This window comes from Herminiimonas glaciei, from assembly GCF_042664955.1.
Lineage (GTDB): Bacteria > Pseudomonadota > Gammaproteobacteria > Burkholderiales > Burkholderiaceae_D > Oxalicibacterium > Oxalicibacterium glaciei.
Genome location: NZ_JBHTBU010000001.1, coordinates 1,949,489 through 1,965,529 on the forward strand (window position 1 = coordinate 1,949,489; position 16,041 = coordinate 1,965,529).

At 55.6% G+C, this 16,041-nt stretch carries 12 protein-coding genes and 1 riboswitch; of the genes, 4 read left to right on the plus strand and 8 right to left on the minus strand.

What is annotated here, in order from left to right:
* Nucleotide 1: 1 nt before the first annotated feature.
* Both ACFQPC_RS08775 and ACFQPC_RS08780 read right to left on the minus strand, forming a co-directional pair.
* Nucleotides 2-910, minus strand: coding sequence for a methylglyoxal synthase (locus tag ACFQPC_RS08775; RefSeq protein ID WP_382271492.1), 909 nt, complete (start codon nucleotides 908-910; stop codon nucleotides 2-4).
* Between the two features lie 314 nt (nucleotides 911-1,224).
* Nucleotides 1,225-1,683: a nuclear transport factor 2 family protein gene (locus ACFQPC_RS08780; protein ID WP_382271493.1), complete on the minus strand. Its 459-nt coding sequence runs from the start codon at nucleotides 1,681-1,683 to the stop codon at nucleotides 1,225-1,227.
* A gap of 272 nt (nucleotides 1,684-1,955) precedes the next feature.
* Nucleotides 1,956-2,052: riboswitch (TPP riboswitch) on the plus strand.
* A gap of 54 nt (nucleotides 2,053-2,106) precedes the next feature.
* On the opposite strand from ACFQPC_RS08780, the gene ACFQPC_RS08785 reads away from it, so the two are divergent.
* Nucleotides 2,107-3,396 (plus strand): purine-cytosine permease family protein, encoded by a 1,290-nt coding sequence (locus ACFQPC_RS08785; RefSeq protein ID WP_382271892.1) that lies wholly within the window; start codon nucleotides 2,107-2,109, stop codon nucleotides 3,394-3,396.
* 52 nt (nucleotides 3,397-3,448) lie between these two features.
* Here ACFQPC_RS08785 and ACFQPC_RS08790 read toward each other — a convergent pair whose 3' ends face one another.
* The 4 genes from ACFQPC_RS08790 to ACFQPC_RS08805 form a co-directional block, all read right to left on the minus strand.
* Nucleotides 3,449-4,858 carry an efflux transporter outer membrane subunit gene (locus ACFQPC_RS08790; protein ID WP_382271494.1) on the minus strand — a complete coding sequence of 470 codons (1,410 nt, stop codon included), beginning with the start codon at nucleotides 4,856-4,858 and terminating at the stop codon, nucleotides 3,449-3,451.
* Nucleotides 4,859-4,868: 10 nt separating this feature from the next.
* A complete protein-coding gene (locus tag ACFQPC_RS08795; protein ID WP_382271893.1) occupies nucleotides 4,869-6,842 on the minus strand; it encodes a MacB family efflux pump subunit in 1,974 nt (657 codons plus the stop codon).
* A gap of 26 nt (nucleotides 6,843-6,868) precedes the next feature.
* Nucleotides 6,869-8,563, minus strand: coding sequence for an efflux RND transporter periplasmic adaptor subunit (locus ACFQPC_RS08800; protein WP_382271495.1), 1,695 nt, complete (start codon nucleotides 8,561-8,563; stop codon nucleotides 6,869-6,871).
* A gap of 443 nt (nucleotides 8,564-9,006) precedes the next feature.
* A complete protein-coding gene (locus ACFQPC_RS08805) occupies nucleotides 9,007-9,786 on the minus strand; it encodes a ferredoxin--NADP reductase (RefSeq protein WP_382271496.1) in 780 nt (259 codons plus the stop codon).
* A gap of 478 nt (nucleotides 9,787-10,264) precedes the next feature.
* Here ACFQPC_RS08805 and ACFQPC_RS08810 point away from each other — a divergent pair, with 478 nt between their 5' ends.
* The gene (locus tag ACFQPC_RS08810; RefSeq protein WP_382271497.1) at nucleotides 10,265-13,426 is read left to right on the plus strand and encodes an autotransporter outer membrane beta-barrel domain-containing protein; all 3,162 of its coding nucleotides are present in this window, start codon (nucleotides 10,265-10,267) and stop codon (nucleotides 13,424-13,426) included.
* Here the strand turns inward: ACFQPC_RS08810 and ACFQPC_RS08815 are convergent.
* Nucleotides 13,371-14,234 (minus strand): alpha/beta hydrolase, encoded by an 864-nt coding sequence (locus ACFQPC_RS08815; RefSeq protein ID WP_382271498.1) that lies wholly within the window; start codon nucleotides 14,232-14,234, stop codon nucleotides 13,371-13,373. The genes ACFQPC_RS08810 and ACFQPC_RS08815 overlap by 56 nt on opposite strands.
* A gap of 135 nt (nucleotides 14,235-14,369) precedes the next feature.
* Nucleotides 14,370-14,816, minus strand: coding sequence for a response regulator (locus ACFQPC_RS08820; RefSeq protein ID WP_382271499.1), 447 nt, complete (start codon nucleotides 14,814-14,816; stop codon nucleotides 14,370-14,372).
* Nucleotides 14,817-15,165: 349 nt separating this feature from the next.
* On the opposite strand from ACFQPC_RS08820, the gene ACFQPC_RS08825 reads away from it, so the two are divergent.
* Nucleotides 15,166-15,519: a hypothetical protein gene (locus ACFQPC_RS08825; protein ID WP_382271500.1), complete on the plus strand. Its 354-nt coding sequence runs from the start codon at nucleotides 15,166-15,168 to the stop codon at nucleotides 15,517-15,519.
* Nucleotides 15,520-15,621: 102 nt separating this feature from the next.
* Entirely contained in the window at nucleotides 15,622-16,005 is a 384-nt protein-coding gene (locus ACFQPC_RS08830) for a hypothetical protein (protein ID WP_382271501.1), read from the plus strand.
* Nucleotides 16,006-16,041 lie beyond the last annotated feature (36 nt).

The window sequence follows — 16,041 nt, forward strand, 5'->3', positions numbered from 1 at the left end:
TTCAAGCTGCGCGCAAAGCGACGCGCTTTTGCAATAAATCCAGCCAGCGCTCTCCGCAATTTTCATTACTGATACATAGTGCGTAATCGGTCACCGTGCGCGCAGCGCGTTCCAGCAACTGGATGTCGGCTTCGTGCTGGCGTGCCACGTGCGGGTCTTCCAGGAACAGCACACGGCGACACTGGTCCCTGTCGAGGATCAGTTCAGCAATCTGCGCGTCGCCGCCCATCGGACCGCTCAGGTATGGTTTGACCCAGTTGCGGCCTGCTTCTTCACCCTTGATTTTTTGCGCCAGCTTGTTCAGCAGGCTACCGGTGGTACCGGTTGCGCAACGAAAGCCGAACTGATCCAGTAAGTCAAAATGGCGTTCGGCGATTTCCAGCATGCGGCCTTTCATCGCATCGTGCGCAATCATTGCGATGCCTTCATTCTTCAGGTCGAAAGTCTCATCCAGCTCCGGATTCGGTGCGGCACCGATAGCAATCGACTCCAGCTCCAGCCATTCGCGCGCACCGGCCAGCGTCGACAGGAACGGTTTGCCATGGATGACGCATTGGCGTTTCAGCGCCACCGCTTCCGGAAAAATCGACGAAGGATCAACCGGATCCATCAGGTACATCACGGCATCCAGTCGCCGCGCCGGATCGGTATCGACGACGCGGGACACCAACTTCATCAGCCCGCCATGGCGGCCATACGGGAAACGTTCGATATGCGGGTAATTCTTCAGCAGGCCGAGATGGTCCATCGCATCCAGCGTACGCCCGACGACTATCAGTTGCGGTTGCAAATGTTGCTCTATCGCGATGCGGCTGCCGTTGAGCAAACGTGCCAATACGGAATTCGGCGCGTCCTGGTGGGTACGGCTGGTGGCTAAACCAATGCGGAATTGATGCGGGGTGGCAGACATAGGGAAAAGTGAAAACGGGCAATATTGCACCGCACAAACTTTATCATGACGACATGTTTTATTCACCTTCCGTACAACAATACCGAATATATTTCACAGACTTGATGTGGGCTTTTGATTTTTGCCGGATCCGATGTTATGCTGTGTTTATATACAGTATTTACCGTTTTCGTCGGGTCGCTCCCCCTCCAAGCTTTACTGTGCGACCCGACATTTCTATACCTGTGGTTGATGCCTGCCCGTCCAAGCACAGGCAAGTGTTGAACACTAAACTGCACTACCCACCCCGGACCTCAGGCATTTTCCAAAACGTTTTAATTCTTCTCCGGCATCGCAGATGAGTGATGGCTGGAGATCAGCCATTGACGGCCATCCCATTTGTACGTGTAGGTATAACGCGCCTTCACTTCCGAACCATCATCGAACTTGAATGTATACAGCCCGGAATCGCTGGCGCTGTTGCAGTTGATTTCTATCGCGCGGCTGTTGATGGTGCCGACCGGCTTGTGCTCTAGGAAGTGTTTGAAATAGTCCACTTTCTCGTCGGCCGTCAGGCGCGGCTTATTCGACAAGGTCGGCAGCAGTATGGATTTGCTGGCGTAGTTGGCGACCACTTTTTGCGGATCGCCGGTTTGCAACGATGCGTTCCAGCGATCAAATAAGGAAGCGACCTGTTTCTCCGTTGTGGCGTGACACACTTCAGACTTGGCATAAGCGTGGCCGGTAAAAGCGCAAGCAAGCATGACGACAACAGCAGTACGTGGAAAATACATAGAACCTCTCATCAAAAAATTAAAAAAATAAAGCATGCTCAAATGAAATCGTCACCTCCTGGGAGCAGCAGCTCTGCCGTTTTGTGAAAAAAAGATTATGAAGCCCGGATCGGCCGGTTTTTGGGAGTCTTTTCTGCTTTTAGCCTGCTTGGTCACCCTAATCACTTATAAGTTGCACAAGTCGGATTTGTCCTGCCTGCCACAAATCCGGCCAGCTGCCCGCAGAGGCTTGCCTATAAACGTTTTTTGGCTCAAAGTAGCGGCCTGTCTGAAAACTTGGCTCGGGGTCCTGCGCATATGCGTGGGTGAGAGATACCCGTTGAACCTGATTGAGGTAATCCTCGCGCAGGAAAGCACATAATCCATCGCCGCTCCCGCGGCATCGAATCCGCTGACCTGCCATCTATTTTTTGAAAGACCATGATGGCTTTACCAAACGCTCCTGCGGCCAGCAGCAATGCCGCTTTCACTCCTATCCCGGCAAACGAACGCGTCTTTTCCTTCCGCGATCATGCAGCACTGTGGTTCAGCCTCGGCGTCGGCCTGCTGGTCATGCAGATCGGGGCCTTCCTCGGCACTGCGCTCGGTACGCAAACCGCCTTGTTCGCCATCGTTGTCGGCTCCGTACTTGGTGCGGCCCTGCTCGCGCTGGTGGCATACATCGGCTTTGAACGTGGCCTGTCGAGCCCGGTACTGATGTGCCAGACCCTCGGCACATCGTTTGCCAAATTGCCGGTCGTGCTGAACGTGGTGCAATTGATAGGCTGGAGCGCGTTTGAGCTGGTCGTCATGCGTGATGGCACGACCGCGCTGATCAAGGACATTACCGGCCTCGATACGATCTGGCTACCCTACGTCACCGCCTTGTTCTGGGGCTTGCTGCTGGTCGGCCTGGCAACCGGCTCGATGATAGGACTGGTGCGCTGGTTCGTCGGTCGCTTCGGCCTGCCACTGGTAATCCTCTCACTGATCTGGCTGACCTACCAATTCGTCCTGAAAGCACAGGCACAAGGCCTGGACGCGATCTGGCATCGTGCAGGTGACGGCTCGATGAGCACGCTGGCTGGCATAGACCTGGTGATGGCGATGCCGGTATCGTGGCTGCCGCTGGTAGCCGACTTCGCGCGCTATGGAAAAGCCGGAGCCAGCACCTTCCGTGGCACCTGGCTCGGTTTTGCCGTTGCCAATATCTGGTGTCACGCCTTGGGCGTATTGATCGTCAGCACCTCCAATCCCGGCGCCGACCTGATGACCACCCTGTTGCTGGCGCAAGGCGGCCTGATCGCACTCGGCCTGATCCTGATCGATGAAATGGATAATGCTTACGGCGATGTGTATTCCGGTTCGGTTTCGCTGAATTTCCTGCACGGCAAATTCACGATACGCTTCTGGGGCATCACGCTCGCATTGGTCGCCACTGCCTGTGCCTTGTTCCTGCCGATGCATGGCCTGGAACCTTTCCTGCTGACCTTAAGCTCGGTATTTGTACCCTTGTTCGGTGTGGTGATTTCGCAGTTGGCTTTAAAAGGGGAAGCCACCGACAAAGGCGTGAACGTGGTACCGGTCGCGATCTGGCTGATAGGCATCGCAGCTTTCCATCTGTGCCCGATGATGTGGCCGGTAGTCGGCTCGGCTTTGCCTGCGCTGGCGATCACGCTGCTGCTCGGCAGCATTTATCGCATCGCACGCCGCCCCGCATTGCAATCAGCATAAATAAAAACGGCTGCCCGGTTTCCCTGGCAGCCGTTTTTCCTCACAAGCCGGCTTACTGCGCCGGCGTCCTGCTCCAGCCGCCACCCAGTGATTTGAAGACATCAGTGGTACCGGTCAGGCGCAACAAGCGCAGTTGCGCCAGTTGGTCATCAGCTGCAAACAAAGTGCGCTGCGCATCCAGCAGCGTATTCAAATCATCCGCACCTTCGCGATAACGCAATTCAGACAGCTGCAATGCACGCCGCGCTTCTTTCCTGATTTCAATTTGCGCCTGCTCTTGCGCCAGGTTGCGGCTGGCATTGCTGAGTGCATCGTCGACTTCTTTCAGCGATGCAAAGACGGTGCGACGATAACTCTCGACCAACTGGCGACGCACCGATTCGCTGGTCTGCACTTGCAGACGCAAACGATTACCGTCAAACAAGGTCTGCACAAAACTGGCCGTCAGTCCGACGCCGTATGCAGGATTGCCCAGCGCCAGCAAGGCGGCACTGGAATTCCCGGCACTACCCGTCAATGAAATCGTCGGCAGCAAAGCCGCACGCGCTGCAGCCACATTCGCGTCGGCGGCATACAACTGTGCTTCCACACTCGCCAGGTCAGGCCTGCGCGTAATCAGTGTCGAAGGCAAACCAGGGCTGACTTCCGGCACCGTCAATACATTCAAATCCTGTGCCGCTACCTGCAAGGCCTGTGGCTGGCGTCCCAGCAAGATCGCCAGTGCGCTGACCGTCTGCCGCTCCTGCACCTGCAAAGGCAGCAGGATGTTGCGTTGCGCCAGCACCGTGCCGCGCTGACGGCTCATATCGAGGGCCGAAGCGGAACCATAGCGGTAACGTGCTTCCACGATCGCATACACCTTCTCCGCGATCGCCAGATTTTCTTGCGCGACCTTCAGGCGCACGCGCAAGGCCAGCGTCTGGAAATAAGCATTCGCCACCCCTGTCGTCAGTGTCAGGCGCACGGTTTCCATGTCGTAGCGGCTGGCATTCAATGAAGCATTGGCACCGCTGGCGACTGCGGCTACCCGGCCCCACACATCGACTTCATAGGCGACGCTGAGCGCGACACCGGTGTTTTCTGTCTTGGTCCAGCCGGTAGGCGTAACGCCCGGCTTGTTGGAACCGACACCGGTATTCGCGCTGACGGTCAGCAAAGGAAATAAGGAAGCACCCGCCAGACGTGCCGTAATCTCGGCCTGTGTCACGCGTTCGGCGGCAATATTCAAATCAGGATTGTTGGCCAGCGCCTGGTCGATCAGGCCTGACAATTCATCCGAACCAAAACCGCGCCACCAGTCGCGTTGCAATTCGGCGGTAGCAGATGAGGATTCAGCCCAGCTGGCGGGCATTTCCAGATTCGGTTTGGTCGCATCAATGCGCCCGGCGCAGGCACTCAAGGCCAGCGCAGCAGCAACTGCCAGTGCCAGGCGGGTATGACGGAAAGTTAAACGTGGATTCATTAATTTCATTTCATTCTGCCGACAAGGCGACCACAGGGTCGAGTTGCGCTGCTTTCTTCGCAGGCAGGTAACCAAACACCAGCCCCGTCATGAAGGCACAGCCAAAGGCCAGCACCACCGGGGTCAGCGAATACTTGATAGGCGTGCCGAAGGCATCGATCACCGCGGCTGTCGCCAGCCCGCCAACCACACCTATCGCACCGCCTATAGCGGATACCACCACTGCTTCGATCAGGAACTGCTGCATGATGTTGGCCTCACGCGCACCGGTCGCCATGCGGATACCGATTTCCCGCGTGCGTTCGGTCACCGATACCAGCATGATATTCATCACGCCGATACCGCCGACCAGCAGCGAGATCGCCGCAATCGAACCGAGCAGGATGGTCAGCGTATTTTGTGTCTGTTCCATCGCCTCCATGATGGAAGCCATATTGCGGATCTGGTAATCGACGGTGCCGTGGCGTTCCAGCAGCAGCTTGTCGACTTCTTCCTGCGTATCATCTATGTGCTCGACATTCTCCACCGCCACCGTCACGTTGCGCAGATAGCGCTGGCCGGACAAACGCAAGCTGCTGGTCGAGTAAGGCACGAACACCACATCATCCTGATCCGAACCCATAGGTGACGCACCGCGTTCCGACATTACACCAACCACCTGGAACAACAGGTTATTGACCAGGACAAATTCACCGATCGGATTTTCATCCGCAAACAAGGCCGTTGCCACGGTTTTGCCCAGCACCGCAACCGCGGCATAATTCGATTCGTCTTCCTCACTAAAGAAAGTACCTTGCGCGACTGGCCACTGCCGCGCCAAAGGGAACTTGGCCGAGGTACCGGTCACACTGGTCGAAGTATCCGAAGTACCAAAGCGCAAAGTCACGCTGCTGCTCTGTTCAGGTACCGCTGCCAGCACATTCGGCAATTCGTCGATCGCACGTACGTCTTCAACCACCAGCGTTGCCGTGCTATTGAAGCCACGTTGATTCGGTACACCCGGACGCACCAGCAAGAGGTTGGAACCCATCGCACTGATGCGCTCCACCACTTCGGCCTTGGCACCGTCCCCGATCGCCAGCATGGCAATCACCGAAGCGACGCCAATCACGATGCCGAGTAGCGTCAATACTGAACGGAAGAAATTCGCACGCAGGGAACGCAGCGCCATCTTGGCCGCTTCCAGCATATCGCCCAGACGTGAGCCGACACCTGTTACCAGCGGTCGTACGAATTCCGCCTGTGTCGGCATTTTTCGTGCAGGCCCCGGATCGGACAGGATGTGGCCATCCTTGATCTCAATCAGGCGTTGCGCGTGGTCGGCGACTTCCTTCGCGTGTGTAATCAGCAAAACGGTATGACCGCGGGCCGACAAGTCAGCCAGCAACTTCATCACGTCCTGTCCGCTTTTACTATCCAGCGCACCGGTCGGTTCATCGGCCAGGATGATGCGGCCACCATTCATCAATGCACGTGAGATGGACACCCGTTGCTGCTGCCCGCCGGACAATTGATTCGGCCTGTGATGCGAGCGCTCTTCCAGCCCCAGTTCTGTCAGCAAGGCCAGTGCCCGTGCATGCCGTTCAGCTGGCGGCAAACCGGAATACATCGCAGGTACTTCGACGTTCTCTGCCGCGCTGGCTGAAGCAATCAGGTTATAGCTCTGGAACACGAAACCGAAATCATCGCGGCGTAACATCGCCAGCTCGTCACGCTCAAAGCCGGAAACGTCACGCCCCATGAAGTAGTAACTACCAGTGGTCGGTCGGTCCAAACAGCCGAGGATGTTCATCAGCGTCGATTTACCTGAACCTGATGCCCCCATGATGGCGACGAATTCACCTTCATAAATCTTCAGGTCTATGCCGTGCAATACCTCGACTTCCAGCCCGCCATTACGGTAAGTCTTGGTGACACCGCGCAACTCTATCAGCGGCGTTTCGTCATGTGGACGCGTGATATTACTCACAATGTCCATATCCATCTGCTCATCCGGCTTCCGTTCTTCCATTAACGACCCCGACCCGATGGCCCACCCATGCCTGGTGGCATACCGCCTTGCTGGTTAGCAGGCGAAGCCGGACGCTTGGTCGATGGCGGCAGTTTGATGCCGAGGATGACGGTGTCGCCCTCTTCCAGGCCACTCAGGACTTGCATCTGTACCCGATTGGTCACACCCAGCTCGACTTTGCGCTGTTCGATATTGCCGTCCTTAGCTATCACTTTCACGGTGCCGGTGCGGGCCGTACGGGTCGTACTTTGCTCGGCGAAACCGCTGCTGGATGCTTCCGCCGGCGGATTACCTTTGGCTGCGGCATTAGCGGCCTCGGCTTTTTCACCTTTGGCAGATTTAACTTCTTCTTTTTTTGCTGCAACAGCAGCGACCGCGGTATCCGTCGCCGGCGTTTCTGCCAGTTTCTCGGCTTCGCGCAAGGCACGACGACGGTCGCGCATGGCTTCACGCTCACCCGGCGACATTTTTTCCAGGGCAGCACGACGTTCTTCCGGCGTCATATTTGCAAACGGATTCGCTGCAGCTTTGGCTTTGTCCGTATGTGCCGCAGCAGCAGGTGCCGCCGGTTTGGCTACAGCCGGCGCTTCCGGCTTCTCTGCTTTCTTGTCTGCCGCTTTCTTGTCGCCGGCTGCACTGTCTTTTTGTTCGACTGCTTTGCGTTCATTGCCATCGCCACGATCACGACGGCCACCAGTACCACGGCTGGTCGTCACTGCGGCAGTCGGTACCAGCAAGGCATCTTTCGCGGTTGCCGCGATAAAGAAAACTTGCGTCGTCATGCTCGGCAACAAAGCCTGGTTTTTATTCGGTACGTCAAACAAGGCGTTGTACAAGACCACGTTATTGGTCACGGTAGGCGTAGGTTCAACCTTGCGTAAAGCGCCATACCAGCGCCGCCCCTGGCTACCCAGTGTGGTGAAATAGACTTCCATGCCCTTGCGCAGTTTGCCGACTTCAGCCTCCGACACCTGGGTCTGTACTGTCATCGTCGACAGATCGGCGATGCGCAGAATGGTCGGCGCAGTCTGGTTCGCATTCAGGGTCTGGCCCTGGCGTGCCGTCAATGACACCACCGTGCCATCCATAGGTGCGTAAATCTTTGCGTAGTTAAGATTGGCTTCGTCGGCACGCAAGGTTGATTGTGTTTGTTCGATCTGTGCCTGCAAGGCATCGATTTGCGCCTTGGCCGAACGCAATGCCGCTTCTGCGGTTTGCATGGAATCAGCAGTGGTGGCATCGGCTGCCATCAGGTTTTTCTGCCTGTTGTATTGCAGGGTCGCCAGTGCCAGTTGCGATTCGCGATCTTTCATCGTCGCCAATTGATTGCGCAAACCGGCACGACGCGCATCCACTTGCGCCAGGAAAACCGTGGGGTCGATCTCGGCCAGCAAGTCGCCCTCTTTCACGACCGAACCAACTTCGATATACAACTTTTTCAATTGTCCGGATACCTGTGCACCGACATCCACATATTCCAGCGGCTGCACGGTACCGGTCGCCGTCACCAAATCCTGGATATCGCCGCGTTGCACTTCAGCGACCTGATACATTTCACGCGGATCTTTTTTGCCATAGAACTTCTTCCAGGCCCAATAGCTGGTAGCAGCCACCAGCACAATCAACAGGGCGATCAGCGCACGACGGCTGAAGAGACGTTGGCGCAGGCCGGCGAAAAAGGAAATGGACTTCATGGGCAAAGGCATTCGAAAAGTGAACGATTAAATGGTTTGAATCAAAATACGTTGATAGCTCCTGCTACAACGTGGAAACACATCCGGAGCGGCTGCCGCCATCTTAAGACGTGGGCGTGACAGCGGGATTACCTTTGCGTGGATGACTCCAGCGCAAGAAAGTGAACCAGCAGTGAATAAGCCCTGACCGGACTGGCTGGCTATTCCAAAACATGATGGCGTGGCTGGCGGTGTCGTCAATGCAGCTATGACAGCATCGGATTAACGGTAGCTAAAGATAACGAGTCTGCCGCGTATTATCAAGACAAACCCCGGCCCTGCAAGGTAAAGAATTGTGAAGAAGATCAGACCATAAAAAAATGGCGTTGAATGTTCGTACCGACATTCAACGCCATTTTTTGATTCCAGCAGCTCGGCAAGGCCAAGCCCGGATCCTGTCCTGCTTAACCGCGATCGACGAAAGCGCGTTCGATCACATAATCACCCGGCTGGCCGATACCCGGCGATACTTCAAAGCCGAGCTTGTCGAGTTCACCGGCGGTGTCTTTCAACATGTCCGGGCTACCGCAAATCATCGCGCGGTCGGTCAATGGCGTCATCGGATCAATGCCCAGGTCTTCGCACATTTTGCCGGTCGAAATTGCAGTCGTGATACGACCTTCATTGACGAAGGGTTCACGTGTCACGGTTGGGTAATACAGGAGCTTGGCTGCAATCTCTTCACCCAGGCCTTCGATTTGCAGCAATTCATTTGCCACGTAATCGCGGTAAGCCAGTTCACTCACCAGGCGCACACCGTGCACCAGGACTACCTGGTCGAAACGCTCATAGGTATCCGGATCACGGATGATGCTCATGAATGGTGCCAGGCCGGTACCGCTGCCGAACAGGAACAAGCGTTTGGCCGGCAACAAGTCGGAGATAACCAGCGTACCGGTCGGCTTGCGACCAACCAGCATCTCATCGCCGACTTTCAGGTTTTGCAGGTGTTTGGTCAGTGCGCCGTCCTGTACCTTGATCGACAGGAATTCCAGATGCTCTTCCCACGCCGGGCTGGCAATACTATAAGCACGCAATACATTCTTGCCATCAATCGGCAAACCGATCATGACGAAATGGCCGCTTTCAAAACGGAAGCTTGGTTCGCGAGTGGTAGTGAAGGAAAACAGCGTGTCGTTCCAGTGGTGTACAGAGAGAACACGAACAGTGTCAAAAGCAGCCATAAAATCAATACATCCTAAATATCAAATTGTCTTGTACAAGCAAGCAGGGGCAGGCGGGCAAACCGGTTGCGACGCGTGCCGACAGGCGCTCCCGGGTTTCCCCGGAAAAAGGAGCGCGTATTTTACCAGTCGGGACTGAACTATCGCAGACATCAGCAAGCCGGCCTGGATGCGCTGCATGATGGATATTGGTCAGAACAAACTACTTGAGAATCGTTCTCATTATAACGAATGCCTTATAACTCGGCAACATTGTCCGTCAGGATACCGCGTCCGCCGAGTTCTGATAATGACGGAATTGTCATTTGCTTATAACCAAAGCGATTAAAGACAAACTTTACAAGCGTATACAAAGCACGCTTTGGCGCTCCCGAAGGGCCTCCGATTTTTGTTGTTCATTCATCAAACCGTAACAAAACTGTAATCGGCTTGTCATTTGGCCTACGCATAATCCGGCAATTTATTCGGAGACATAAGAATGCGTTTCAGCCATCCCTTGCGCCCGCTTCCCCTCGTCATCGCTTTGCAGGCAGCCTTGTGCTCCCCTTTGTGGGCGGCATCCTTCTCCATTCCAACCGATTCCGGCACAACGGCCAAGACCCTGACTGCCGGTGACACCGGAGCCGTCAATAGTGGCTCAAGCCTGAGCCTGGGCGGTGCGAACATCGGCGTAACGGTGACAGGCACCAGCGGCATAGCAACGCTGAATAACGCTGGCACTATCGAACAAACCGGCACCGAGCGCACCATAGATGTAACCGGCAACGGGGTCAAATTCGTTCTGAAAAATGAGGCTGGCGCAACCATATCCGCTGCCGCCAATGATGTTATCCGCACCAACAAAGCCAACATCGTCGTCGAGATCAATAACCAGGGCACCATCTGGCAAAAGAGCACGGGCAGCGCAGCCGGTGGGCAGGCGATTGATTCACGCGGCATTACGTCATCAAGCGGCAGTCTGATTACCAATGGTTCACTGACGAATACCAGCGCAACGATACGTGCGGATGCCGATGACGCGATACGCGCCGGCGCCAACACCACCATCAGGAACTACGGCACGATCATCAGTAATGGCATAGTCAATACCAAATGCCCTGACTATCTGGGCGCAGCCTGCGCCAGCGGGATCAGCGCCAGCGACGCAATCGATATCGGCGGTAACACTGGCGTCGTGATTGAAAACTACGGAACAATCAGCGGCCCACGCCATGGCATTACCGCGGATAACGACGTGACGGTAACGAACCAACGCGGCGGTCAAATTATCGGCCGCAACGGTTCCGGTGTCGGTAGCGACGGCACAGGAACCGTGATCAATTACGGCACGATCAGTGGTCAATATGCCGGTGCCGGCAACGTATTCCAGCAGCCGGGAACCGGCGGCATCAGCACCACCAGCAACGGCGATGGCGACGGTGTTGATATCGACGGTGTTGCATACATAGAAAACTATGGCCGTATCCAGGGGCTGGGCGCTGGTGGCGTTGATTCCGGCGGTGCACCTAACGGTGCAGACGGCATTGCTGCAGGTGGCGGCACCATCATCAATCATGCGGGTGCAACCATCTACGGCCAATCCAAAGGTATCCTGATTGACGACGGTTCCGACGGCACTGCAGTCGCCAGTGGTCGCGGTACAGCCACCGCAGCAGCCGCAGCCATCAGTATCGCCAACGAAGGCACCATCATCGGTGACAAAAAAGTCGCGGTCGGCCTGGTCGGCACTTTTAACGATACGCTGATCAACTACGCAACTGGTGTCATCACCGGCGGTGCAGACGCCACACGTCTTGGCGAAAACAATAGCACCGTAGCCGGTGCCGCCGTACAAATGGGTGCGGGCGATGACGTGCTGGTCAACTATGGCCGCATCGAAGGCAAGAATGGCCTGGCGATTGATATGGGTACTGGCAATGACACCTTGCGCCTGCTCGGTGGTGTGGTGGTCGGCACAATCGACGGCGGTGCCGGCGTCAACCTGCTGGAAACCAATGGCACACAAACATTCAACGCCGGACAACTGAGCAACTTCCAGAACATCACGGTTCTGGGCGGTAATACCACCTTCAACTACGCGCTGACAGATGCCAACAATATCCAGGTCGATGCCGGCGGCAATCTGCGCATTAATGGTAATGTCACTGCCAGCGGCAACCTGACCGTCAACGGTACTTTGCAGGCAGCCAGCGGCGACACCTTCCGCAACATGACTGTCGCCGGTGACTATACTCAAGGTGCCAGCGGTGTACTGGAAGCACGCATCGGTGCCAACAATATCAGCGACAAGATCACCGTAACAGGTAATGCGACCTTCGCTAATGGCGCAACGATACGTCCTTTGATCACAGGCACGGTAGCTGACGGCTCGAACTACACGCTGGTTTCGGCCGGTACATTGAACGCTACGACCGGCAACCTGCAAATCAACAATGGCAGCGGCGCTTTCTATACCTATAGCCTGCAAGGCAGCGGCAATGACCTGCAACTTGTCGCACACCGCCAGAATGGCGTGGCCAATGCGGTGTCACCAAACCTCGGTGGCCTGGCTAATTCGCTGAACCAACTGGCTTCGAGTGGTTTCTCCAATTCGGAACAGGGCCTCAAGCTCCTGAACAGCCTGCAATCCTTGCCAAACGCACGCGCCCTGTCTGACGCCGCTTCACAACTGGCACCGGAAACCAATGCAGCGGCACAATCCACCGCTACTGCAGCACAAGGCAGCGTATTCTCCGCCTTCGACAACCGCATGGATGCAGCGCGTGGTGGTGAACAGGTCGCAATGAACAAGACCGGCCTGGCCGGTGGCGATGCTTCCGGCAACCGCTTCTGGGTACAAGGCCTGGCTTCCATCGCAACGCAAAAAGCACGCAAAGGTGCGAACGGCTTTGACCTCGATGCACAAGGCCTGGCAGTCGGTTATGAAAGCGATTTGAACAAGAGCGATATGGTCGGCATCTCCGGTGGCTACACCCAGGCCGGTAGTGATGGTCGTGATGCCGGTGTCGGTGATAGCAATGATGTCAAATCGCTGCATATCGGTGGCTACTTCAGCCGCACCGAAAGCAACTACACTTTGGATGCCAGCCTGGCGATTTCTGCCAACCGTTACACCACGCAGCGCCTGGTCAGCATTCCCGGCTTTAACGAAACCCTGCGCGGCAAATTCAACGGCAACCAGATCGGTGCACGCTTTGAATACGGCCTGCCTTTCGTTCTGGATGCTACATGGAGTGGTCGCTGGTTGCTGGGTGCACGTGTCAGCCGTCTCGACAACGGCAGCTATACGGAAACCGGTGGCGCATCGGCACAAACCGTTGCCAGCACCAGCGCCAATTCAGTACAAAGCGTCTTGGGTGTGGAATTCAGCAACAAGCTGAGCGCGTCTTCCAGCGCCACGCTGCGTGCCCGTTACCTGCATGAATTTGCCGATACTCCGGCGATCGAAGCGACCTTCGTCAGCGGCGGCCCGGCCTTCAAGATCGACGGTGTACAGCCAGGACGCGAAGCACTGCAACTGGGCCTCGGCTATCGCAAAGTCACTGCAAGCGGCACCACGATTGCAGTTGGCTACGATATGGAAATCAGGGATAAGTATCTCGGCCATCAATTGACGGCAAAAGCGCTCTGGAACTTCTGATCCGGCTTAAATCGAGAGGCATGCGCATCCGGTGATCAATACCCGGCAGGGTCACAAGCTCTGCCGGGGCATCCGCCGGATAGCCACGCAAAAAATCCTGCAACAGGAACGGCGGCACTATCTTGTCGTCGGCTCCCACCACATGCAGTTGCCGCACACGCGACAATTTCTGCTGTACGGCGACCACACTCAAAGATGCATGTAAAGGCGTGACCTTGTGATACGAGGTCCATGCTGCATGATCGAGCGGCGACGCCACCGTCAGCAACAAGGCAACATCATCACGACGCGCCGCCAGCAAGGCAGCCATTACCCCGCCCCCCGAATAACCGGCCAGCACGATCTGCCGCGCCTGCGTCATGCGCTTGGCCTGGTCGACTGCGGCATCCAGGCGCTGTACCCATTTCCCGGAAAAACGGCCATCGGTCCAGTCAGACACCGAACAGGCATCCAAATCCTCGCTGGATACATATTGGCAAGGACGTGCCAGGTAGAGCACCGTCTTTTGCGAGATATCTTTTGCGAGCCGCCAGCCGACCGCATCCACCGGTGTCGGGTCCATTGAGGGTTCACGCATATTCAGCCATGCGCGTCCATCGCCTTCTATCACTACCCATAGATACGCAGGTGTTTGCTGCTGCTGTGCCGACATACGCAGCAAACCGGTCAGCGGCGGCGCATTGCCAAAACTCACAGGTGCAAACCCCGCTGCCTTGCCCTCCTGCGCTATCAGTTGATAACGCTCAGCGGTCGAGCTCGCGCAGGCAGATAAGAAAAGCGCCGTCAGGCCCAGGGAAACGTAGCGCAACAGGCTTCGTTTAATTTCTAATTGAGTGAAATGAAAATCCATCACTTAATGTCCCTGCAATCGCAGGCTACGTCAAGTTGATGGATTAAAAATGCCGGAATACGAAAGGAGTGACACGGTCGGCAGGTACCGACCTTATGCCATGGCCGGGCTTCTGTTCAGGAGATTCCAGTAAAAGCCCGCACGCGAAACTTCTTCCGCGAACTTCACCGGCAGCACCGGTTTGACTATATAGTTATTCACACCGTATTCGTAGCAATACGTGATATCCGGTTCTTCCGCGCTGGAAGTCAGCATGATGATGGGAATGAACTTCGTCTTTTCGGTGGTCTTCAATATCTTCAACACATCCAGGCCGTTGACCTTGGGCATTTTCAAATCAAGCATGATCAGGGTCGGCACATCGCCCGTGCGGGCACTAAACGGTCCGGTGCAAAAGACATAGTCCAGTACTTCCTGTCCATCCTTGACCCAAACCACATTCGCGGCCAAACCTACTTCTTTCAATGCGAGCAAGGTCGCTTCCGCATCGCTCTGCGTATCTTCCGCCAGGAGAATTTGTATTTTTTGCAAATCACTCATACGTCCGTCCACCCAAATATTCAGAAACTGCCCTTCCTCGTTGTGCCTCTCCGCTTTTGCAACATTAAAAGCGGTGAAAAAATCAGGAATGATGCAACGGTACATGAAAGCCGGCAACTGATATATCTGTTGTCAGCAGAATTTTGAAATGTTTGCATTTGCCCTAAAGCATTAATTTCATTGGAAATATTGCTTCCCAGAGCGGGAAAGCTGGTATTGCGAACCCCGGCCTCACTCCGCAACTGTCGCGCCCGCCCCACAAGCCCGGGCAACAGAAAAAACCGACCCGTTCCGGCACGAGGCATACAATGTAGGCATCTCCGCAACAAACTCATTATTGGAATAAAAGATGGAAAACGCCGTATATAACAAGGCTCTCGCCGCATTGAAAACCCAGTTCGGCATGCCGCGCCCGCTCGGCGGGCAAAATGGCGCGCGCTTCCTGCGCAACGGCACCATCACGATTTATCACACCGAACTGGCGCCGGGCAACCTCGCCGAAATCGCTTTCAATGTGCAGCCGATTTCATCGTCATACGGGATTTCACCGGCAAACCTGAACAGCTTCCTGGAAGAACTGCGTCAGTTGACCGGCCGTCCGACCGAAGTCAATAAATTGCAGAACTGGCCGCGCATCGGCCTGGCGACCGAAGAAGACGTCACACTGGTGATGGATAAACTGGCTGCTGTATTAAAAAAATAACAGCTGCAAATCCCCTCCACAAAGTTGTTGCACGCGTATAAACTGGAAGCACTAGCCGCTCGTGCCACAGGCTCGCCGATGTAATGTGACAAGGGGGAAATCATGGATAAGCTGAACGTACACTTTCATGTCTCCGTTTTGACCGTACCGCATTTCGTCACGGCAGATCAGTTCCCGGAATGGCTACAACGCGAAGCACTCGCCATCCAGGAGTTAAGCGAAGATAACGGCCTGACTATCGTCAGGCTCTTTCTCGCTGCACGGATACGTGAAGTGTGGCCGAAGAAAAAACTCGATGGCCTGCTGCAGGGTATTACCGACAAGTACCCGCATATTTTCCGGGTCGAGATGGTCGTCATCGACGATACGCTGGATTTCGATGAGATAGAGCTGATCCAGTCGGATGCCGAGGATGAATTGGCGCAAGTACTGGAAACCGTGAAGCAATTCCAGGAACTCAAGGTCGCACGCAGCAAGCTGCATTAAATCACGCTGAAACCTGCATTCCAAACCGGCCATGCA